Annotated in this window: 19 protein-coding genes and 4 riboswitches; of the genes, 7 read left to right on the top strand and 12 right to left on the bottom strand. The window is 46.1% G+C overall.

The features are described from left to right. Positions 1–117: 117 nt before the first annotated feature. The 3 genes from NO352_RS08210 to gcvH form a co-directional block, all read right to left on the bottom strand. Entirely contained in the window at positions 118–711 is a 594-nt protein-coding gene (locus tag NO352_RS08210; RefSeq protein ID WP_289355319.1) for a GNAT family N-acetyltransferase, read from the bottom strand. Then, on the bottom strand, positions 671–1,504 hold the full coding sequence (gene murI, locus NO352_RS08205; RefSeq protein WP_289355318.1) for a glutamate racemase: 834 nt from the start codon (positions 1,502–1,504) through the stop codon (positions 671–673). Before murI ends, NO352_RS08210 begins: the two co-directional genes overlap by 41 nt. Positions 1,505–1,684: 180 nt before the next feature. After that, positions 1,685–2,074 (bottom strand): glycine cleavage system protein GcvH, encoded by a 390-nt coding sequence (gene gcvH, locus NO352_RS08200; RefSeq protein ID WP_040736355.1) that lies wholly within the window; start codon positions 2,072–2,074, stop codon positions 1,685–1,687. 187 nt (positions 2,075–2,261) lie between these two features. Further along, a riboswitch (glycine riboswitch) is annotated at positions 2,262–2,370 on the bottom strand. A gap of 163 nt (positions 2,371–2,533) precedes the next feature. Further along, positions 2,534–2,628, top strand: a riboswitch (glycine riboswitch). Between the two features lie 3 nt (positions 2,629–2,631). Continuing rightward, positions 2,632–2,755, top strand: a riboswitch (glycine riboswitch). Between the two features lie 98 nt (positions 2,756–2,853). Between gcvH and gcvT the strand changes: the two genes are divergently transcribed. The 3 genes from gcvT to gcvPB are packed head-to-tail and all read left to right on the top strand — an operon-like array spanning position 2,854 to position 6,787. Beyond that, positions 2,854–3,981, top strand: a complete 1,128-nt coding sequence (gcvT, locus tag NO352_RS08195) for a glycine cleavage system aminomethyltransferase GcvT (protein WP_268600279.1) — start codon at positions 2,854–2,856, stop codon at positions 3,979–3,981. Continuing rightward, positions 3,978–5,333, top strand: coding sequence for an aminomethyl-transferring glycine dehydrogenase subunit GcvPA (gene gcvPA / locus NO352_RS08190; RefSeq protein WP_289355317.1), 1,356 nt, complete (start codon positions 3,978–3,980; stop codon positions 5,331–5,333). The genes gcvT and gcvPA overlap by 4 nt, the downstream gene beginning before the upstream one ends. After that, positions 5,330–6,787 (top strand): aminomethyl-transferring glycine dehydrogenase subunit GcvPB, encoded by a 1,458-nt coding sequence (gene gcvPB / locus NO352_RS08185; RefSeq protein WP_289355316.1) that lies wholly within the window; start codon positions 5,330–5,332, stop codon positions 6,785–6,787. Before gcvPA ends, gcvPB begins: the two co-directional genes overlap by 4 nt. Before the next feature lie 107 nt (positions 6,788–6,894). On the opposite strand, the gene NO352_RS08180 is transcribed toward gcvPB, so the two are convergent. Then, a complete protein-coding gene (locus tag NO352_RS08180; protein ID WP_289355315.1) occupies positions 6,895–8,475 on the bottom strand; it encodes a PASTA domain-containing protein in 1,581 nt (526 codons plus the stop codon). A gap of 228 nt (positions 8,476–8,703) precedes the next feature. Continuing rightward, entirely contained in the window at positions 8,704–9,825 is a 1,122-nt protein-coding gene (locus tag NO352_RS08175; protein WP_268600275.1) for an NAD(P)H-dependent flavin oxidoreductase, read from the bottom strand. Between the two features lie 417 nt (positions 9,826–10,242). Between NO352_RS08175 and NO352_RS08170 the strand changes: the two genes are divergently transcribed. The 3 genes from NO352_RS08170 to NO352_RS08160 are packed head-to-tail and all read left to right on the top strand — an operon-like array spanning position 10,243 to position 12,609. After that, a complete protein-coding gene (locus NO352_RS08170) occupies positions 10,243–10,497 on the top strand; it encodes a FeoA family protein (RefSeq protein WP_005549607.1) in 255 nt (84 codons plus the stop codon). Beyond that, positions 10,494–11,228 (top strand): FeoB small GTPase domain-containing protein, encoded by a 735-nt coding sequence (locus tag NO352_RS08165; protein WP_289355314.1) that lies wholly within the window; start codon positions 10,494–10,496, stop codon positions 11,226–11,228. The genes NO352_RS08170 and NO352_RS08165 overlap by 4 nt, the downstream gene beginning before the upstream one ends. Further along, entirely contained in the window at positions 11,206–12,609 is a 1,404-nt protein-coding gene (locus NO352_RS08160; protein ID WP_289355313.1) for a nucleoside recognition domain-containing protein, read from the top strand. Before NO352_RS08165 ends, NO352_RS08160 begins: the two co-directional genes overlap by 23 nt. A gap of 172 nt (positions 12,610–12,781) precedes the next feature. Here NO352_RS08160 and NO352_RS08155 read toward each other — a convergent pair whose 3' ends face one another. The 3 genes from NO352_RS08155 to NO352_RS08145 form a co-directional block, all read right to left on the bottom strand. After that, positions 12,782–13,552 carry a CAP domain-containing protein gene (locus NO352_RS08155; RefSeq protein ID WP_040736364.1) on the bottom strand — a complete coding sequence of 257 codons (771 nt, stop codon included), beginning with the start codon at positions 13,550–13,552 and terminating at the stop codon, positions 12,782–12,784. Between the two features lie 6 nt (positions 13,553–13,558). Continuing rightward, positions 13,559–13,687: riboswitch (cyclic di-AMP (ydaO/yuaA leader) on the bottom strand. A gap of 161 nt (positions 13,688–13,848) precedes the next feature. Then, positions 13,849–15,609: a dihydroxyacetone kinase subunit DhaK gene (dhaK, locus tag NO352_RS08150; RefSeq protein ID WP_289355312.1), complete on the bottom strand. Its 1,761-nt coding sequence runs from the start codon at positions 15,607–15,609 to the stop codon at positions 13,849–13,851. A gap of 3 nt (positions 15,610–15,612) precedes the next feature. Further along, the gene (locus NO352_RS08145; RefSeq protein ID WP_005549615.1) at positions 15,613–16,743 is read right to left on the bottom strand and encodes a glycerol dehydrogenase; all 1,131 of its coding nucleotides are present in this window, start codon (positions 16,741–16,743) and stop codon (positions 15,613–15,615) included. 199 nt (positions 16,744–16,942) lie between these two features. Between NO352_RS08145 and NO352_RS08140 the strand changes: the two genes are divergently transcribed. Then, entirely contained in the window at positions 16,943–17,959 is a 1,017-nt protein-coding gene (locus NO352_RS08140; protein ID WP_005549617.1) for a PocR ligand-binding domain-containing protein, read from the top strand. 81 nt (positions 17,960–18,040) lie between these two features. On the opposite strand, the gene NO352_RS08135 is transcribed toward NO352_RS08140, so the two are convergent. The 4 genes from NO352_RS08135 to NO352_RS08120 all read right to left on the bottom strand — a co-directional run bounded on the left by NO352_RS08135 (position 18,041) and on the right by NO352_RS08120 (position 20,560). Further along, positions 18,041–18,733, bottom strand: coding sequence for a 4'-phosphopantetheinyl transferase family protein (locus tag NO352_RS08135; RefSeq protein ID WP_268600273.1), 693 nt, complete (start codon positions 18,731–18,733; stop codon positions 18,041–18,043). 265 nt (positions 18,734–18,998) lie between these two features. Continuing rightward, on the bottom strand, positions 18,999–19,247 hold the full coding sequence (locus NO352_RS08130; RefSeq protein WP_005549619.1) for an acyl carrier protein: 249 nt from the start codon (positions 19,245–19,247) through the stop codon (positions 18,999–19,001). Then, positions 19,231–20,298, bottom strand: a complete 1,068-nt coding sequence (locus NO352_RS08125) for an HAD-IIIC family phosphatase (RefSeq protein WP_289355311.1) — start codon at positions 20,296–20,298, stop codon at positions 19,231–19,233. Before NO352_RS08125 ends, NO352_RS08130 begins: the two co-directional genes overlap by 17 nt. A 37-nt stretch (positions 20,299–20,335) precedes the next feature. Continuing rightward, positions 20,336–20,560, bottom strand: a complete 225-nt coding sequence (locus NO352_RS08120) for an acyl-CoA dehydrogenase family protein (RefSeq protein ID WP_289355310.1) — start codon at positions 20,558–20,560, stop codon at positions 20,336–20,338. Positions 20,561–20,675: the final 115 nt, after the last annotated feature.

The following is a 20,675-nucleotide window of genomic DNA, read 5'->3' as shown; positions in this document are numbered from 1 at the left end:
CTCTAACCAGCATTAAATAAGAAAAGAGGATGATTGCCAATTCAATGCGGGCACATCCTCTCCATGTACTATGGATATTCCATTTGCTTCGATCAATACAATTAATAGTGTTATAACTTATACATATACCTGATTCAAAAATTGCTCGAGCCTTTCTTTCACCTGGGGCCATTCCTCATCAACAATGCTGTACACATTAGAATCACGAATATACCCGTCCTCCATCACCCGATGACGCCGCAATCTCCCTTCAAGCACGGCTCCTAACCGTTGGATTGCCCGATTTGAGCGTTCATTGCGTACATCCGCCGTCAGCTGAACACGAATCGTATGTATCTGTTCGAAGCAATATTGCAGAAGCAAATATTTGCACTCGGTATTGATGCGGGTACGCCATACTGATGGATGATACCATGTACCGCCAATTTCAGCGTAGCGATGCAAGACGGACATATTCATAATTCTCGTTGCACCAATTATTCGCCCAGTAAGCTGATCAATGACAACGAATGGATACTCGATCCCCTTCTCACGGTTCAGAACAGCATCATGAATCGTCCGTTCTGCATCTGCAAAACTGCGGATCGTGCGCGGCAAGTAATGCCATATATCTGGATGAGACGCTGCTTCATATAAATCTTCCGTATGTTCAGGAAGCATAGGGATCAGCTTAGTACTGCTCCCCGTCAGCTCGAACAATTGACTGTTCATTCGTATCCATTCCCCCGAAGGTCTGATAGGTATGAAGTGCAATCTGCAACTTATTTATGTACTGTTGATCATGACTCGAACACATAAATTGAATTGTTGGGCTTGTTGTCTGATCTGATAGCTGATTCAACTGCTTCTCTTGCAACACTTGGGCTAACCGCTGCACTGTGCCTTGACTCCCGTCAATGAGCTGGATATGATCAGGGACTATTTCTCTCAAAATGTGCTTATAATAGGGGTAGTGCGTACACCCTAACACAATTGTACCGTACTGACTCAAGTCAATCCCAGCAAGCTTCTGTGCAAAGAAGTCTCCTATCACTCCCTTATCAAAGTTTAATTGCTCGCAATATTCTACCAATTCCGGCAAAGGAATCGAATCAACAATATGTTCCTCATCAAGACGAGTGACCAGTGTATGGTATTTGTCTTGGCTTAACGTTAAGGCTGTTGCAAATACAAGTACACGCTTGCCGTTATTGCGATTCATTTCTACTGCCGGCTTGACTGCGGGCTCCATGCCGATAATCGGAATATTGTAATTCCGCCGCAATTCAGATGCTGCGATACTCGTTGCCGTATTGCACGCGATTACAAGCGCCTTCACATGATGCTGCATGATTTCCTCAACAGCAGATTGCACATGACGCATCACTTCCTGCTGCGACTTTGTCCCATATGGAACATGAAGCGTGTCTGCATAAAACAAATATTGCTCTTGTGGCAGCTGCTTCATAGCCTCAGCCAATACCGTAATACCACCCATTCCCGAATCAAAAAAAGCGATTGTCATTCCACTCACCTAGCATTCTATTTAGCATTGTAACGTCTGGTTGTCGATGCTTCTATTGTACTCTTTTTCGGCGGCGAATCCTATCGAAACTTCTCACTTTGTGGATGAAAAAAACCTGCTGCACCAGCATTATACCGATACAGCAGGTTCTACGTACACAACCCATTGATCCTTCTATTATTAGTCAATCAGCTTCGCATATTGCTCAGCATTCAGCAGATGCTTCACTGCTTCCGCAGCGCTGCCTTCCACTTCAACTTCCGCAATCCAGCCGTCTCCGTATGGACTGCTGTTCACAAGCTCTGGCGACGCTTCCAATTCATCATTTACCTTCGTAATCGTTCCAGATACCGGACAGTACAACTCAGATACGGTCTTCACAGACTCAATGGAGCCCATGCTGTCCCCCGCGGACAAGCTGGTTCCTACTGAAGGAAACTCGATGAATACAATGTCTCCCAGTTGAGCCTGCGCATGATCTGTAATGCCAACTCGTACTGTATTGCCTTCTATGGCGATTACCCATTCATGCTCTTCACTGTACAGCAATCCATCCTTCACTTCACTCATGTCAACGCCCCATTTCATTCATAATGTCATTCATTAGGCCGTCTATCCATTAGAGATCATTAAAATGGGCAGAGAGCGGCCTAGCGCCTTGTTCTCTGTCCTCGGTACCTGAGAGATCCCGTTCCAGCACAATAGTGGCAGAACTTACCCCTTTGGTGGCAACTAAATATGCACTCTCCAGAGCTGCGTCAGAATGGCGGTTATTGTACCTGAGAGATTCATTGCCAATCGGCAGCTGGCAACTTGCTCCTTCGGTGTTGACAATCATCATTGTCAAACTCTCCCGACCTTCCTCGTTCGCAATTACGATTTCATTTGGGTAATTATAACAACCTTAGATTATTGCAAGATACGTACGATTGTCAATATGACAAGCAGTGAAATCGAATGTGAAGAAAATATCAATTGACAAAGTGTGGAAGGCTCAACTAATGTAGAGATGACAGTTGAAAATGGCGAATGATGGTAAAGGGAGAGACTGCTGAGACATAGCAGCGCCGAAGGAGTAAGCCGTAAGACGTGAATCTCTCAGGCAAAAGGACTTTTACCGGACGCATCTCTGGAGAGCACTGTAATTCACCAGATCGAATACAGTCACCCAAGGGGAAAGCCGATGATACATGCGGAAGCAGACGAATCGTTTGCAGCATTCGGCGACACTCTCAGGTACAAAGGACAGAGCGAGAGACGAAGAGGATAACACATCCACTTTTCTTTCGGCTGTCCTTTTTTGTTCGCATACCAATGGTTTGTCCAAATAAGCGTATCGAGGTGATTTCATGAGTCAATTGAAGAGAACGCCAATATTCGATCAATATTCAACATTTCCCGGTGCACGCTGCATTGACTTCGGCGGCTGGGAGCTTCCTGTTCAATTTATCGGTATTCAGCGGGAGCATGAAGCTGTGCGCACACAGGCAGGCTTGTTCGATGTTTCCCATATGGGTGAGTTTATCGTTAGCGGCCCGGCTTCCCTAACGTTTCTTCAACAGATGACAACGAATGATGTATCGCGGCTTGAGGACGGGAAAGCACAATATACGCTGATGTGCTACCCTGACGGAGGAGTCGTCGATGATATTCTCATCTATCGGATGAAGAGTGACCGATATATGCTTGTTGTCAATGCCTCCAACATCGACAAAGACTATGCATGGCTGCAGAAGCATTTGATTCATGGCGTGACCTTGACAAATGTATCGAACCGCACGGCACTGATCGCCCTTCAAGGGCCGAATGCCCAAGCTATTCTCTCTACCGTATCAGAAGCGCCTATTGATTCGCTTGCACCTTTTCATTTCCTAACGGATGCACAAGTATGCGGCGTGTCAACTCTTCTATCCCGCTCTGGCTATACGGGCGAGGATGGATTCGAGCTCTATTTGTCCGCAGAAGATGCTCCGGGGGTATGGGCTGAACTGCTTCGTGCCGGTGAATCATTCGGCTTGCTGCCAGCAGGGCTGGGGGCAAGAGACACGCTGCGCTTCGAGGCACGTCTGCCGCTCTATGGACAAGAAATTACCGCTGATATCTCACCGCTTGAAGCTGGACTCGGACGATTCGTCAAGCTGGATAAAGGCGACTTCATTGGCCGTGTTGCACTTACGAAGCAAAAAGCTGATGGCCCAGCAAGGAAGCTGGTAGGAATTGAAATGATTGATAAAGGCATTCCCCGCTCTCATTATCCGGTGCTTGCCAACGGGCGCGTAATTGGTGAGGTCACAACTGGCACGCAGTCGCCAACATTGAAGCGCAATTTAGGACTTGCCTTAATTGAAACCGCTTTTTCAGAACTCGATACCGAGGTTATGGTAGAAATTCGCGGCAAACAGTTGAAAGCCCGCGTTGTCCCTACCCCATTTTATAAACGAAATCCGATCCCTGCCAAAGGAGCGAATCCATCATGAAGCATCGTTACATTCCAATGACGGAGCAAGATCAAGCCGACATGCTGCAGCAGATTGGCATCTCTTCCATGGAAGATCTGTTCCGCGATATACCAGCATCCATTCGTTACAATGGTATGCTTCCTATGTCCGAACCACTAGATGAAGCAGCCATGATGAAGCATATGAAGCAGTTGGCTTCTCGCAACGCAGACAATGAGAGCCACACCAGCTTCCTTGGCGCAGGAATATACGACCATCATATACCGGTTGTCATTCAGCATCTGGTCTCCAGATCTGAATTTTATACCGCATACACGCCTTATCAGCCTGAAATCAGTCAGGGTGAGCTGCAAGCAATCTTTGAATTTCAGTCCTATATTTGCGAATTGACAGGCATGGCTGTTGCCAATGCAAGCATGTATGATGGCGCAACAGCAATGGCCGAAGCAGGAGCACTTGCTGTAGGCGCAACGAAGCGCAAGCAGATCGTCATATCGAGCACCGTACACCCAGAGGCAAGACAAATTGTTCGCACGATGGCACGAGGACTGAATGTTGAAGTGGTCGAGATCGGTTATAAAGACGGCGTAACTGACCTTGCACAACTTGAGCATGCAGTCACGAACGAGACTGCTGCCGTACTTATTCAGTCACCGAATTTCTTTGGCTGCATCGAAGATATCCGTGCAATCGAACCAATTGCACATGCGCACAAAGGTTTGCTCGTAATGAGTACGAACCCGCTAAGCCTTGCTCTTTTGGAGAGCCCTGGCAAGCTCGGTGTCGATGTATGCGTCGGAGATGCGCAGCCTCTTGGTATTGCACCTTCATTCGGCGGGCCAACATGCGGTTTCTTTGCGGTAGCAGAACCGTATATGCGGCGAATTCCTGGAAGGATTGTTGGTCTGACCAAAGACTTGGATGGCAAGCGCGGCTTTGTCCTCACGCTTCAAGCAAGAGAGCAGCATATTCGTCGCGAGAAGGCGACATCCAACATTTGCTCGAACCAAGCGCTGCTTGCACTTGCCGCTTCGATATACATGTCCGTTATGGGCAAAAAGGGAATGCAAGAGGTAGCGAAGCTGAATATACAGAAGTCTCATTATGCTTCTGCCCAAATCAACAGCAAACAGCAGCTTTCATTAGCTTTCCAAGCACCTTACTTCAATGAATTCGTAGTCCGTCTTCCAGAAGGAACCGATATGGATCGCCTGCACGGGCTGCTCCTTGACAAAGGATTTATCGGCGGCTTGGATCTGGGCCGCTTCTATCCTGAGCTTGCGGGACATATGCTCATTGCCGTTACAGAGAAAAAGTCCAAATCGGACATCGAACAATTTATCGACCTGCTGGAGGTGAGCTGCGTATGAAACCGGATCAAGCGCTAATTTTTGAACTAAGCCATCCTGGCCGCACTGCCTATTCCTTGCCGGAATGTGACGTTCCGGAAATCGAGCTTCAAGAACTCATTCCTGCTTCAATGCTGCGCAGTCAGGAGCCTGAGCTGCCTGAAGTATATGAAGTTGATGTGATCAGACATTACACAGCCTTATCACGCCGCAACTTTGGCGTAGATAATGGTTTCTATCCGCTCGGCTCTTGCACAATGAAATATAACCCAAAAATTAACGAGGATGCGGCAAGACTGACTGGACTCGCAGCCATTCATCCTTATCAGCCTATCAACACGGTACAAGGCGCATTGGAGCTCATGTATACGCTGCAGGAGGATCTTGCTGCGCTGACAGGCATGGATAAGGTTACGCTGCAGCCTGCGGCAGGCGCTCATGGTGAATGGACGGGATTAATGATGATTCGCGCCTACCATGAAAGCCGTGGCGAGCAGCGGACGAAGGTAATCGTACCTGATTCTTCGCATGGGACGAACCCAGCAAGCGCAACCGTGGCCGGCTTAGATACAATTACAATACCATCCAATGAACAAGGATTGGTTGATCTGGATGCGCTCAGAGCCGCTGTCGGCCCTGATACGGCAGCGCTAATGCTAACGAACCCGAGTACACTTGGATTGTTCGAGGAGCATATTGTCAAGATCGCAAGCATCGTGCATGAAGCAGGAGGGTTGCTGTATTACGATGGCGCCAACTCGAATGCGATTATGGGAATTACGCGGCCTGGAGACATGGGCTTCGATGTCGTCCATTTGAATTTGCATAAGACGATGAGCACCCCGCATGGAGGCGGCGGCCCTGGCGCTGGCCCTGTAGGCGTGAAGAGCAAGCTGATTCCATTCCTCCCATCCCCAACGGTGATGAAACTTGAGGATGGCTCATACGACTTCGATCATGGTTCACCATTGTCGATTGGACGGGTTAAGGCCTATAATGGGAACTTCGGTATCCTCTTGCGTGCTTATGTCTATATTCGCACTTATGGCCCAGAAGGTCTGCGCCGTGTATCCGAATGCGCCGTGCTGAATGCCAACTACATGATGCACCGTCTATCTCCTTATTACGATATTCCATATCCAGGCGTGTGCAAGCACGAATTTGTCATGTCCGGCAAAGGATTGAAGCAATATGGCATTCGTACGCTCGATGTTGCCAAGCGCCTTCTCGACTTCGGTTTCCATCCGCCAACCATCTACTTCCCGCTTAATGTAGAGGAATGCATGATGATTGAGCCTACGGAGACAGAAAGCAAGCAGACACTGGATCGCTTCATTGATGTTATGATTCAAATTGCACAGGAAGCGAAGGAGCAGCCTGAGCTGCTGTTGAATGCTCCTCATTATACGGATGTAAAACGATTGGATGAAACACAAGCAGCACGAAAGCCAGTATTGAACTGCGCGTGTAATTAACTAGCAGCGAGACCAATATACAAATGCCCCGAGCGCCTGCCGACAATTCGGTACGGCCACTCGGGGCATTTCTTCATTAGATGAAATCTATCTCATGATCTTTCCGGTTATTTCTTCGCTCGGCTAACATAGAATTTAATCTTGTCACCCTTCTTCGCAGCTCCACCAGCAGGAACATCTTGCTTAAATACTTTACCTGCTTCCTGCTCATCAGTGTTCTCGAGGACGTACTCATATTTCAAGCCGCTTGCGAGAATTTGCTTCTCTGCATCTTCTTTCGACAGCCCTACTAGATTAGGAACAGCAACCTCACCGGACTTCGGTGGTTCGGTTGTCTGATTCGTGTTCGGATCTGGCTGTTGGCCCTCAGGATGCTGCCCATCCACAGGAGGCGTCGTCGGATCCGTCGTTGTTCCTGTCTGACCATCCTGGGTACCGTTATTCGTAGTTCCCGAATCCGTTGAATGATCATCAGGTTTATTCTCTTGTGTTGTATTTGGCGGAGTTACACTCGAATTATTTGAGTTGGAATCCCGATCACGGTCTTGATTCTTCCTCCGATCCGAGTCATCCGACTCTGTCTCGCGTTCCTGATCCGAATTGTCATTGGATGAGCTGTTGTCAGTTGCGGGCGGTTCTGTAACGTTCGTCGAAGTTCCCGAATCATTTTGGCTCGCATCTGAACCTGATCCCGGCTCCGTTGCGGGATTCCCCGTTACGGCCTGGTTGTTGGATTCCGCAACTGAATCAGTCACTGCCACATCATTCGCTTTTGAGAGCGAGTTCGCCCACATGACCGCACCGCCCAATACACAAATAAACACGGCTGCACAGGCGATGATCAGCATCATCTTCTTGCGGCCCACATTTTCCGAGCCGTCTGCCTCATAAGGTGCCGCTTCCTCTTCTTCCGTCTCCTCTTCCGCCATACTGAGCAGTTCCGGATCCACTTTAGGGACAGGCGGTGTATAAATGCCTCCAATTGTCTTCACCGGTATATTCGGAGAGTCCATAATCTCGCGAAGCGTAAGCATGAAGGAGAACGATGAGCTCTCTCCCAAATATACACTCTGTACAAGGGACAACAATGCTTCCTTCTGACCAGGCGACAACTCCTTCAATGCGCCGGCCAAACGCGCCTCGTACATTTCATAATACTGCGGCACATTCAGATGGAGGGTACTTAATTGATACAGCAAATAACATAATCCCAATGTACCGCATCGTTCTGTAGCCGCAGTCGACCAATAATTCATCACTAGCACTTGATGATCTTCCGTAATCCACAAGTTATCGACGGATACCGAGAAGTTCGTAATATTTGATTCCAGCGCATCTTGAACCGCCTTGCCAACTTCATAAACCAACGACAGCGTCTTCGTCGCACTCAATGCGTGATGCTGTATGTACTTTGCAAGCGGCATTCCATTGTAAGATGTGAATACAACAAAGAAATCACTGCCGGATGTGCCGGCATTCAACATATGGAAAAATCGATTATTTGAAAAATGCGAGATTTGGCCAAACGCCTTCTTGCATTGTTCAGCCTTATCCAGCCCTTTATTTTCTACTAAATATATAAATACGTCTCTCTTTAGTGATAAATCTATTGCTTCATATAATATTCCATCAGCCAGATGCAAAATGACTTTGCATAATTGATAACGTTCTCCAATGTAAGCACTCATATGTCTTGCTCCTCCGCGATTCATGCTCGTAGCCCAACGCTGAACGTTGAGCTCTCCTAAGCCATTATGAAGGAATTTTTGATTTTTTGCAAAACTTGCATTAACGAAACTTTGTATGGCTATTTGCCGATTCCTTACACTTATGCCGATATTGCTTAATCTCCCGCATTTTCGCAAATTTTTCAGCATATTTTCGCCCATTATTTTCATATTACATGCGTACAATTTTTATTCCATTTTCATCGCGTTCACAACCAATCTCCATTGCTTTACCAACTGCTCCATCTTATCACCTGCACCTGTAATTTCCCCCATTCGGGCAGCTTGCCCTGCCCATAACGACATATATTGAGGATCACTGTTACGTGCGGCTGCCTGTCTAACACTCCTCGTCAACTCATTCATAATTGGATATGCTGGAATGGAAGCTAAACACGACTCCAATCTATGAATTAGTTCATTGCGTATACCTCTGGCAGGTTTGCCTGAAATGGTTTTCGTAATAACTGTACTGCGTTCGTCAGAAGAACAAATCGCTTCTTGATAGGCAGGATGTGCGCCGCTTTCCTTGCACAGTAGGAATGCACTACCTAATTGGGCTGCTTGTGCTCCGAGAGCCATAACAGCAGCAATCCCCCGCCCGTCCATAATCCCACCTGCAGCAATAACAGGTGTTGCTACATGATCGACGATTAGCGGCACTAACGCTAATGTCCCAACTAAGGAAGAATGGGGATCCCCCGCAAATGTCCCACGATGGCCCCCTGCCTCACTGCCCTGTGCCACAATCATATCAACTCCTGCAGCTTCAAGACTAACCGCTTCTTCAACATGGGTTGCCGTCCCTATTAAAACAATGTCAGCCTTTTTCAATTGTCGAATATATAAGTCATCCAAAATTCCAAATGTAAAGCTAAGGACGGGAACCTTCTCTTCAACAATCACTTTTACCTGTTCATGAAAAGTTTCCCGGTAGCTTTTTTCATCAAAGAAATAACTGTCCGCGCTGATTCCTATATTGCCTACTTCTACTTGCCCCTTTCTTCGCACTTCCTTTTCGATATCCTCCAATTGTTTTATCACCGTTTTCGAAATGCACCCATCAATGCCAGGAGGCTCTGGTACAAATAGATTTACGGCAAATGGATTGCCAGTAAGCTGCTTAATTGCTCGAATAGCGGTTCTCATCTGTTCCGGAGACATGTATCCTGCCCCAAGCGTTCCAAGTCCTCCAGCGTTCGATACAGCCGCCACAAGCTCAGGTGTTGTCGTTCCACCTGCCATGCCAGCTTGTATAATCGGATATTTGATATGCAATCGATTTATAATCGCATTCGATTTCTTGTTCACATACAACCTTCCTTTCCTTTTTCATGTCACTCTTTAGTTTTATACAAATAGCGAATCTTCCTAAGCCTTCGACGCAATCAAGTCTATTTCCTGTATATTACAAAAAAACCTACGCTATGTATTCAAGATGATATTTATGACATAAAAAAATCTAGATGTTGTTGGAGATGTGTAATTGCCTGAATCAAGCTTGTCAGAACTATTAGTTATTAAGAGAAGAAGGCAACGTTGCTACCTTTCTTGCATAGTATAAACAACATATATTTTTTGCCTTAGGGAAAATTTTTGTTGCCTAACAAACATAGTTGACCTATACTAATGAAGTGGCATGTACGGAAAACTTCGCTTTTTTTTGGGATTAGTTTTGCTCTAGGTAAACTTTTTGGGACATGGTGAAATCAGGAGAGTGATTCGAAAATGCATTCGAACGACGTAACATTATACAATGCTGGCACTGGCCAACATGTGCGGCTGAATCGAATCGAAGTTCAAGGGGTATTACGCAGAAGATTGCTTGATCTCGGATTTGTTCCAGGCAATGTAATCGAAGTGCTGCAGCGCAGCCCGCTCGGCGATCCGATTGCATTCCGGGTCAATAATACAACGATCGCGCTTCGCAAGGAAGAAAGCACGCTTATGTACGGAGAAATAGTCGGGGGGGACAACGAATGACTGAACAATATACGGTTGCCCTAGCCGGCAATCCGAATACAGGAAAAAGTACATTGTTCAATACACTTACAGGGATGCGACAGCATACCGGGAACTGGGCGGGAAAGACTGTATTAACTGCGGAGGGTCACTTCAGTCATGAAGGTGCTTCGTATAAAATGGTCGACTTGCCAGGGACGTACTCACTATACTCCAATTCTGCCGACGAAGAAGCGGCTCGAGATTATATTATATTTGAAAAGCCTGACGTTACACTCGTCGTGCTAGACGCAACATCATTGGAACGTAATTTGAATTTAGCTCTTCAAGTAATGGAGATGACCCACCGTGTTGTGGTCTGTATAAACTTGATGGACGAGGCGAAGCGGCTCGGTGTTAAGATCGACATCAATGCCATTGAGAAGAAGCTCGGTGTGCCTACGGTAGCGATCTCCGCAAGACATCGCACTGGGATTGACCAAATGATGAAGAAAATCAAGGGAGTGGCTTCCGGCCGGATCGTCCCTAACCCGCTGCTCGTTCAATATAACAAGGATATTGAAAAGAAAATCGCTGAGCTTGAACCGATCATACGTGAAAAGCTTGGTACTGCATATCCAACACGATGGATTGCACTTCGTCTGCTGGACGGTGATGAAAGCTTGATTCATTCGATGAAGTCCAAATGGAGTTCGCCGGCCGCAGATTCAGTGAAAGGAGTTGTTTCGTATGGCCACACCGCTTGCCACTAATTCAGATTCTTTGGACTCTTTATTGTCCAGAGCCCGCAGCCTTGCGAGCGGAGAAGCGATCCGAGACGGAATTGTAACTGATATTTATCGTACGACTCGTGAAATATGTAACACAGCTATTGTGTATGAAGACAAGAATAAGTTAAAAAGCACATACCGGTTAGATAAAGTTCTAACCTCGCCAATTTGGGGATTTCCGATTATGCTCGCCATTCTAGGCGTTGTATTCTGGCTAACGATCGCTGGAGCGAACGTTCCGTCGGAAATGATATTCTCCTTCTTCGAAGTAATCGAAGGCTACTTAAACATGGCATTTGAAGCGATGAATGCACCAGCATGGCTGCACGGCATTCTCGTACTTGGCTTATATCGTGGAACATCATGGGTCATTAGCGTAATGCTGCCGCCAATGGCGATCTTCTTCCCTATTTTCGCATTGCTTGAAAACTTCGGGTATTTACCGCGCGTTGCCTTCAATATGGATCGCATGTTCAAGAAATCAGGCGGCCATGGGAAGCAAGCCTTGACAATGTCTATGGGCTTCGGCTGTAACGCTGCAGCTATTTTGTCCACACGAATTATTGAGTCGCCTCGTGAACGGATGCTGGCGATTCTGACGAATAACTTCGTACCGTGTAATGGCAGATGGCCTACACTTATTCTGTTGTCTTCTCTGTTCATGGCAACTGGTGTTGCAAGTGGAATGCAAACCGTAGCAACGGCTGCTATCGTTATGGGCATGGTTATGATTGGGATTGTGGTAACGCTAACTGTATCATGGGTGATGTCAAAAACAGCTCTGCGCGGTGTTCCAACCCACTATACGCTGGAGCTTCCTCCTTATCGCAGACCGCAGATTTGGAAAACCATTTTGTTATCGTCACGTGACAAATCGCTTAATGTACTGATCCGCGCTGTCGTTATTGCGGCTCCTGCAGGCGTACTTACTTGGATTCTTGGCAATGTTATGGTTGGCGGCGACAGTGTCTTGAACCATATGGCCTCATTCTTCGATCCATTCGCTCATGCGATTGGTCTTGATGGTTTCATTATTATGGCATTCCTGCTCGGACTGCCTGCGAACGAAGTTGTCCTGCCAATCCTTCTTATGGGCTATTTGTCCACAGGTGCTATGGTAGATGCAGATGGTATGGAGAACATTAAGGATATTTTTCTACAGCATGGTTGGACATGGTTGACAGCCTTGAATATGATGTTGTTCTCCTTGCTCCACTATCCTTGCGGTACGACATTATTCAATATTTATAAGGAAACGAAAAGTATAAAATGGACGGTTTTGTCTGCCGTCATTCCGCTTGGTATCGCGATTGCAGTTACCTTTGCCACAGCTCAGCTTGCCAGAGCTTTCGGGTGGGTATAACCATTCACATAGAACCTCTGAATGGATTTCTCCGTTCAGGGGTTTTATTATTGCTGCAAGCATGAATTCTGGATTTCCTCAGACGAAGCTCTGCAAACATTCTTCGAACATAAAAGAACCTGCAGATTCCTCTGCAGGTTCTATGACTAATATATAATTCCAAATTCGATAATTAGCCTGTGAATGCTTGCACCCAAACGCCATTGTAGTATGCAACACCGATGGATGTGAAGCTGGAGCTCATAATGTTCTTGCGATGGCCGTCGCTGTTCATCCACGCATTCATAACTTCTTGCGGCGTACGTTGACCTTTTGCAATGTTCTCGCCAGCAGTGTTGTAGTTAATGCCTTGTGCTCTCATCAAATCAAATGGAGAGCCAAGTGTTGGGGATTGATGGCTAAAGTAGTTATTATCGTACATATCTTTTGCTTTGATCATCGCTACTTTATTCAATGCTGCATCGGATTTCAACGGCTGCAAGCCTGCATTGGCGCGTTCTTTGTTCACCAGGTCAATAACTTGGCTCGCAAAGTCGCTGTTCGCATTGTTGTTTTCTTCTGGTTTTGTAGGTTTGTTTTCGCCAGGATTTACTGGTTTTTCTGCCGAAGGTTTATTTCCTTCTGGCTTTGCTACCTCTGGTTTTTCCACCCCAGGCTTGTTGCCTTCCGGCTTTGCTGGCTTATAAACAGGAGGTTTAGTGTTATGAACTTGTTTTTGAAACTCTTCGACCCATTTCGTCAAATATTGCTTCAATTCCTGTTTATTTTGGAAAACCTTGTTCACATGAATGACGTTCGTATTAATGACGTTCGAGCAATTTTGGTTCAACGGATTCGATACTTGCATAGGCTTCATTGGTGCAGCCATTGCTGAATTCGCTGCCATAATTGGTGCCAATGCAATTGCACCTGTAAGTACGACTTTCTTAAATGTGTTATTCATCCTGTACATCTCTCCCTTTGCAGCCTGCGAGGTTAGCTGTCGGGTTCGGGTCAAAGCGGACTCCCCTGTCGTTATACGACTTCACCCCAATGTGTGGTTCCCCCGCGCTCTGTTGAGCTTCGGCTTGTTTTGTATTACGTTTCCGATCCTATCACGGATGCTGAATCAGATCATTTTAAACATAATGCTATTTTAGATATATTTTTCCATATAAAAAACCGAAGCACAATACAGTTGTGCTCCGGCTTACTACACCAATTATAGCTATGTCAAAATAAATCTATATCATACGATTCTTATTCGATGACTTGGGCTAGCTCTGTGAAGATGACACCCAACGCATACGCTCCTGCATCTGGATAGCCGATACTGCGCTCGCCAACCGTGCCTGCTCTTCCCATTCGTGCAACAATTGTTTCGGTATGCTTAGCACCCTGAACAGCAGCTTCCGCAGCCTTAGCCGCAGCGAGCTTTAGTCCGTCTCCATTAGCCGCACTTTGCACCCATGCATCAGCGAATGGCGCTAGTGCGTCTACCAATGTTTTATCGCCAACTACAGCACCTCTTCCGAAGGAACGTTCCCCCGTGTCTTGAATGCCTTTCACAACCGCCTGCATCATTTGTGCAAATTCAGGAATAGACAGTTCAGTTCGGTCTCCGGCAAATTTGCTTGCAGCGCGGAATGCCGAGCCCCAAATAGGACCAGATGCGCCGCCGCAGTGCTCCATGATGACTAATGAGCATGCATGCAGGAATTCGCCAATATTGTTCGAATGGTGATTCATTATCTCATGCCATTCTCTCTTCAATTGCTTGAAACCCTTCGCTACACTCATTCCGAAGTCACCATCGCCTGCATGTGCATCCAACTCGCAGAACGGAACTTCGTTCTGAATGATGATTTCGCTCATTTTGTCTGTCAGGAAGATAAGGTTGTGAAGTGAGAAAGTGTCCTTTTCCGTTTTCGCATACGCTGGATTCGTTTCACTCTGATAAGATACTTCACGATCCACAGCTGTATCCCCTTGCTGTTTCTCGACTGTAATCGGGTGCAATTCACCATGAAGCTGCAGCGCTGGCGTATCACAACTTGCTGCCAGATAATGCTTCAATTGCTCATCCAAGCGCATGAAAGACACAGATGCTCCAGCCATGTCGATGCTTGTCATGTAATTGCCAACCAACACCTTCATCACAGTTACGTTCTGGCGTTGAATCTCACGAACCACTGCATTTGCGAACAAGTACAATTCTTGCAGCGGTGATCCGCCAAATCCGTTAATCAACACGGCAAGCTCCTGCTGGGAACCCTCCGAAATTTTCATATCACGGAACAAATCCGCCACCATTTTGTGAGCCAATTCATCGGCAGACGCGATTTTCTCTCTGCGAATTCCCGGCTCGCCGTGTATCCCAACACCATACTCGATTTCATCGTCATTCAGTTCAAATGTAGGCGTGCCCTTTGCAGGAACCGTACAGGAGGTAAGCGCAAAACCGATGCTTCTTGTATGATCAATCGCATGCTGGGCAATTGCCTTCACTTCTGCAAGCTCCAAGCCCTCTTCCGCGGCAGCGCCGGCAATTTTATGAACGAGCACCGTACCCGCTACACCCCTGCGTCCGACCGTGTACAGACTGTCCTCAACCGCAATATCGTCGTCCACCTTAACATAGTCAACCTTGATCCCGTCTTCACCCGCCAAGTGGGCAGCATTTTTGAAGTTCATGATGTCGCCGCTGTAGTTCTTAATAATGAGCAGCGTTCCCTTCTTGCTCGCGGAAGCCTTCAACGCTTGGTAGACTTGGATTTGAGATGGAGAAGCAAATACATCCCCGCACACCGCTACATCAAGCATGCCTTGGCCTACAAAGCCAGCATGCGCTGGTTCATGACCGCTTCCTCCACCGCTAATCAACGTGACTTTGTCGCGATTCACGTTTTTTTTCTTCATAATCTTATATTTACTAATGAATTCCAGCTCCGGATGTGCAAGTACCATACCGTTACACATTTCTCGCACTAATGTTTCTGGTTGATTCATAATCTTCTTCATCGGTTATTCACCCTTTGCTTTGAATTGTTGCCCCATAAGGTCGGCCACTCGAATCGCGGATACAACCATCTCTTCGGTTACCGGGAATGGCATGGAGTGAATAGATTCCTCAGGAATACATGACTTCTGAGCTACGGCTAGTAATTCTTCATTCGTAACGGTTGTTACACCGAGATCGGCCAAGCATACCGGAAGTCCGATGCTGACACAGAACTTCAATACCTCGTTGATTTCTGCCGCACTTGCATTTTCAAGAACCAGCTGCACCAAGGTTGTAAAGGCTACCTTCTCCCCATGCATATAAGAGTGAGTGCCTTCAAGTGACGTTAACCCATTGTGGATGGCATGAGCTGCTGCCAAGCCGCTACTTTCAAATCCTAAACCGGACAACAAAATATTTGTTTCCACAATATTCTCCAGTGCTGGCGTGACCAAGTTCGCATCACAGGCCATCTTTGCTTTTGCGCCATCTTCCAACAGTGTCTCATAGCAAAGCTTGGCGAGAGCAAGTGCTGCTTTTGTACCCTTGGCAGGCCCGACTCCAGCCATTGCGCCGCAAGGCAGCCCTGCATTCACGTTTGAATAAGAACTTGCCGTTGCCCGTGCCTCAAAATATGTGGAAAGCGCATCCCCCATGCCTGCCACGAGAAAGCGAGTAGGCGCATTGGCAATAACCGTTGTATCAATCATGACTACACTTGGACTTTGCTTAAAGTAAGCATAGTCATCAAATTCGCCTTCAGGCGTGTACATAACCGCGGAATGGCTTGTAGGCGCATCGGTTGCAGCAATCGTAGGGACAATAATCAATGCATCACCTTCCGCTACACACTTCGCGGTATCAATTGCTTTACCTCCGCCAAGACCGATTGTACAAGAACAATTATGCTCAATCGCAAGCAATTGCAACCGCTTAACTTCTTGACGCGAGCATTCTCCTGTGAAACCGCTCTCAACTAAGGTGACGTTATATTTATTCATTGTATGTTCAAGCTTATTCTTTACACGCTGCACATCGTCAGGATGAGCAATTAGAAGAGCAGAATCTCCGAATGTTCTGATGAAATAACCCAAATTGTATAGTTCATCTTCACCTTGCACATATTTTGCTGGACTGATAAACGCTTTTCTCATGATTGTATGCCTCCTCTGTGTGTTTGAACATCTTTATTATAACTTCGTCTAAGAACAAGATCATGGAACTATTGTTGCCAAATAAAGCGCTATCATATCGGATTATCTTATCCTCCTCCTGCAAAATGGTATTATCTTGTCCTCGGATGAGAATATTATGTATAATGAGGCCAAGCGGACAAAAGGAGAATGAACCATCATGAGTACACGATTTAGCTTGGAAAGCATTATTGATATGGAGAAATGGCAGAAGCTGCAGGATTCGCTTTCCTTGGTTACGAAGATGGCCGTTATTACGACCGACTACAAGGGAGTTCCCGTTACAGCGCATAGCCATTGCCAAAGCTTCTGCAAAGCCATTCGGCAAGACGAATCGTTATCGCAATACTGCCAGAAGTGTGACGCGCGAGGCGGACTAGAGGCTGTACGGCTGAATAAACCCTATATTTATTTATGCCATTTTAACATTGTCGATATCGCCATACCTATCATCGTCAATAATCAGTACATGGGGGCAGTTATGGCGGGACAAGTGAAGCTGCGCGACAATCCGCTGGAGCTTGAACAGATTGTATCCCGTCCAGCCAATGCGGATTCAAATCGTAAGTTCATGAAGCTGGAACCGGAATACAGTGATTTGCCAGTATTATCCTATGATGAGGTCGTCACCATTTCTGAAATGCTCTATCATTTATGCAATTACATTGTCGAAGAAGCGATTGCGAAAAATACGACCATTGATATGTACCGTCAGGCACTAGCGAGTGGTCATTCGACACCTAGCTTTTTGGCGGATCACAGCTACCGAAGCATCCAATCGTTTAAATCGGAATTGGACAACACACTGATTGACAATCAAATCAACAAGATGAAAAATCAGCAGAAGCTAGCTTCCAATTCCATTCTTCAGCCCGCATTCGATTATATATATGCTCATAAAAGCGAGAATGTAAAACTAGCGGATATGGCAGCTCTTTGTCACGTAAGTCCCAGCTATTTCAGTCGTATTTTTACAAAGGAAACCGGTGAGAACTTCTCTGTCTTCATCCCACACCTAAAGATAGAATGGGCGAAGCAAATCTTGGAGACGACCGATCTGTCCATCTCGCAAATTAGCAACGAGCTCGGCTTCAGTGAGCCAAGCTACTTCATTAAGTCATTCAAGAAGTTTGAACGAATTACACCCGCCCGGTATCGTCAAATATATAAACGATAAACTCAAAATGAAAAGCCGTCACTTCAAGTTCTGCTTCCGAACTAGATGACGGCTCATTTTTCATTATCTATCATCACATTTTTACCGGATCCAATCTCGCATCTCATCCATCGTTACAAATGTGATAGAGGGTGAAATCGCATCAATATGAGTACAAGCAGCGACTTTATAGCCGTGATCCAGCTCGTACGTATGGAAGCACACAGGCTCCCCATCCGGGTTCAATACAAATTTCCCCTCACTATTCTCCAAGATAGAGAAGGAATCCAGCGGTATGGATAAACCTTTTCCCGCTGCTTTGATGTAGCTCTCCTTTAACGTCCACTGCGTGTAGAAATAATTCAGCCTCTCCCCTTCTGATTTCTGCATGAGGGATTCTGTTTCTAGCACAGAGAAAAAACGATTTGCTATTGAAAGATCAATCTGCTGTACCTGCTCTACATCAATGCCGAGCACTCCATGTCCCCATATCATCAGCACCCAGCATCCAGAATGCGAAATGTTATAGGAAAAATCATCATTTCCTACGACATGCGGTTTGCCATACTCATTGTGCTCAAATCGTATGTCTGAATTCGTATAGCCATAATCTTTGCACAAAATTGCTCTTACTAAAGCCTCGCCAAAAAGAGAACGATATGAGTCTTGAATGAACTTAAACCTTTTAACTTGATCTCTGCGCTGCGGTGCAACCTTGCCTAGGAAATATTCATACTCCTCTGGTCGAACCTGCTCCGGTATGCGAAATACTGCAATCTTCGTTATGCTAATCACCTATCCCGCCTAGATTCCCACTTACTTGAATCCATTTTTGTTAACTAGCCTAGCACATATGCTGACATTTAATATTATCCATCATGTTGATGTTTTTGAGCAAATGCGCTTCACGTCTTTTTCTTGCTGCAGATAACGGATCATGCCTTCATATTTCCGTACCATATCCTCAGATTACCACAAACCGCCCGTATACGCTGCGCCCGATCCCCATGTACGCAAATAAAGCTTGGCGATTAATTGGATGTTTGAAGGGAAAGTTACTTTATAAGCTAACCTTTTTATGAATCAAGGCTATCAAGTTATTGATCGTGCTGAAGTTTTCCAAATCCAGATCATCATTCTCAACTTCAATTTCGAACTTCTGCTCCACGAAGTTTACAAGTTTCATTGCAAACAGTGAGTTGACAAACCCTAATTGAAAATAATTGTCGTCATCCGAAAAATTAATATTTTCTTCGCTAATGGACAAGTTTTGATGAATGAATCTTCTGATTTCAGTTTGATAGTTCATAGTATCCTCCTTCGCAATTCAGCAATTGGACTTCAATATACGGGGGAAAGTCTTGAATATTGATTAAATCATGCTCCAAGACATAGTTGCCTTGCCCATCTGATGATTTCTCGCGGAAACCAGCAAAGCGATAGCTGATGTACATCATGCGGTTGCGTCCCGTTTCTGTAAAATCAGCCAACAGCGGTATCTGATGTTTTCGAGCCTCTTGTAAAATGTAACTGAGCAGCACAGTTCCTACGCCTCGGGATACGACGCGGCAGGACATCAGCAGCATCTCAAGCTTCCAATGAGTGTCCAGCATATGAATCAAGGCCAGCCCGATCTTCCCGTAATCACCATACTTATCTTCCAATTGACAGACTAATAGCCGATGATAAGGAGATTTCCGCAACGTGTCCAGCTCTTCATAGCTGAATGTTCTTCCTGTGGCGTTCAATTGATTCGTGCGGACTGTCAATTCTTCGGCCCGCTGCAAATCCTCTTCCTGCGCAGGATAGATGGTGAACTTCATAGAAAGCGTAGCAAGAAAAGCCTCCGACGGGCCCTCATACTCGCGTTCTGCCAGCTTACGTGCATAATCTGCCTGATATAATTTGCGTCTCCTTGCAGAGTCAACGGTAATAAATCGCGGGTTCAAGCCTGGAAGTGATAATAGCGTGTGAGTTTGATCCGCATTTATGCAGTGAACGCTGTCATGTACATTTTTTACTTCTTCCAATTCAAATGGTTGATCGTCAATGAAGAGGATTGTGTCCATGCCAATATTAATATTTTTCTGGATCTCAGCAAGTGAGGTCGATTTGGCGCTCCAATGAATTTCGGGATAGAGGAAATAATTATCCAATCTCAATTCTTTCAGTTTGGCCATGGCCAAGTCATAATCGTTTTTACTGGCAATGGATTGCAGAATTCCTCGGCGATCGAGTGTCTCGATAATTTCACGAATGCCCGGCTTCAGTTGGACGTTGGCCGACTCCACCAGCACTCCATCCCACAGCGTATTATCCAAGTCCCACACAACGCACTTCCATTCTGTTTTCTCGCTCATACGGACCTCTTATTAGAATAATAGACTTCGCTTGTAATTATGTCGTAACGAATTGGTTACGAATACGGGAGTAGGATACCATCGCATCCACTCCTTCTTGTGCGATGCCAACTCCTGCCCATGCTATACTGTATCGGCCATTGTCCAAAGCATTCGATACGACATATTCGAAGCCAAAGTTCAGTTTCCCAATTACATGTGATTTCGGAACTATGACGTTTTGCAAATGAATTTCTGCAAGATGGGTCGCTCGTGATGCCATAAGCCCTTCTATTGCTTTCGTTTCAACACCGACGTAAGAACGTTCGACGAGGAAAAAACGGTGCTCTTGCCTTAATTCGATGCAACAACGAGGAACACATCGGCAATGCCGCCAA

This window comes from Paenibacillus sp. S-12, from assembly GCF_030363895.1.
In the GTDB taxonomy this organism is placed as follows: domain Bacteria; phylum Bacillota; class Bacilli; order Paenibacillales; family Paenibacillaceae; genus Paenibacillus_B; species Paenibacillus_B alvei.
Note: the sequence above shows the minus strand (reverse complement) of the source record. Positions and strands in the feature narration are given on the sequence as shown.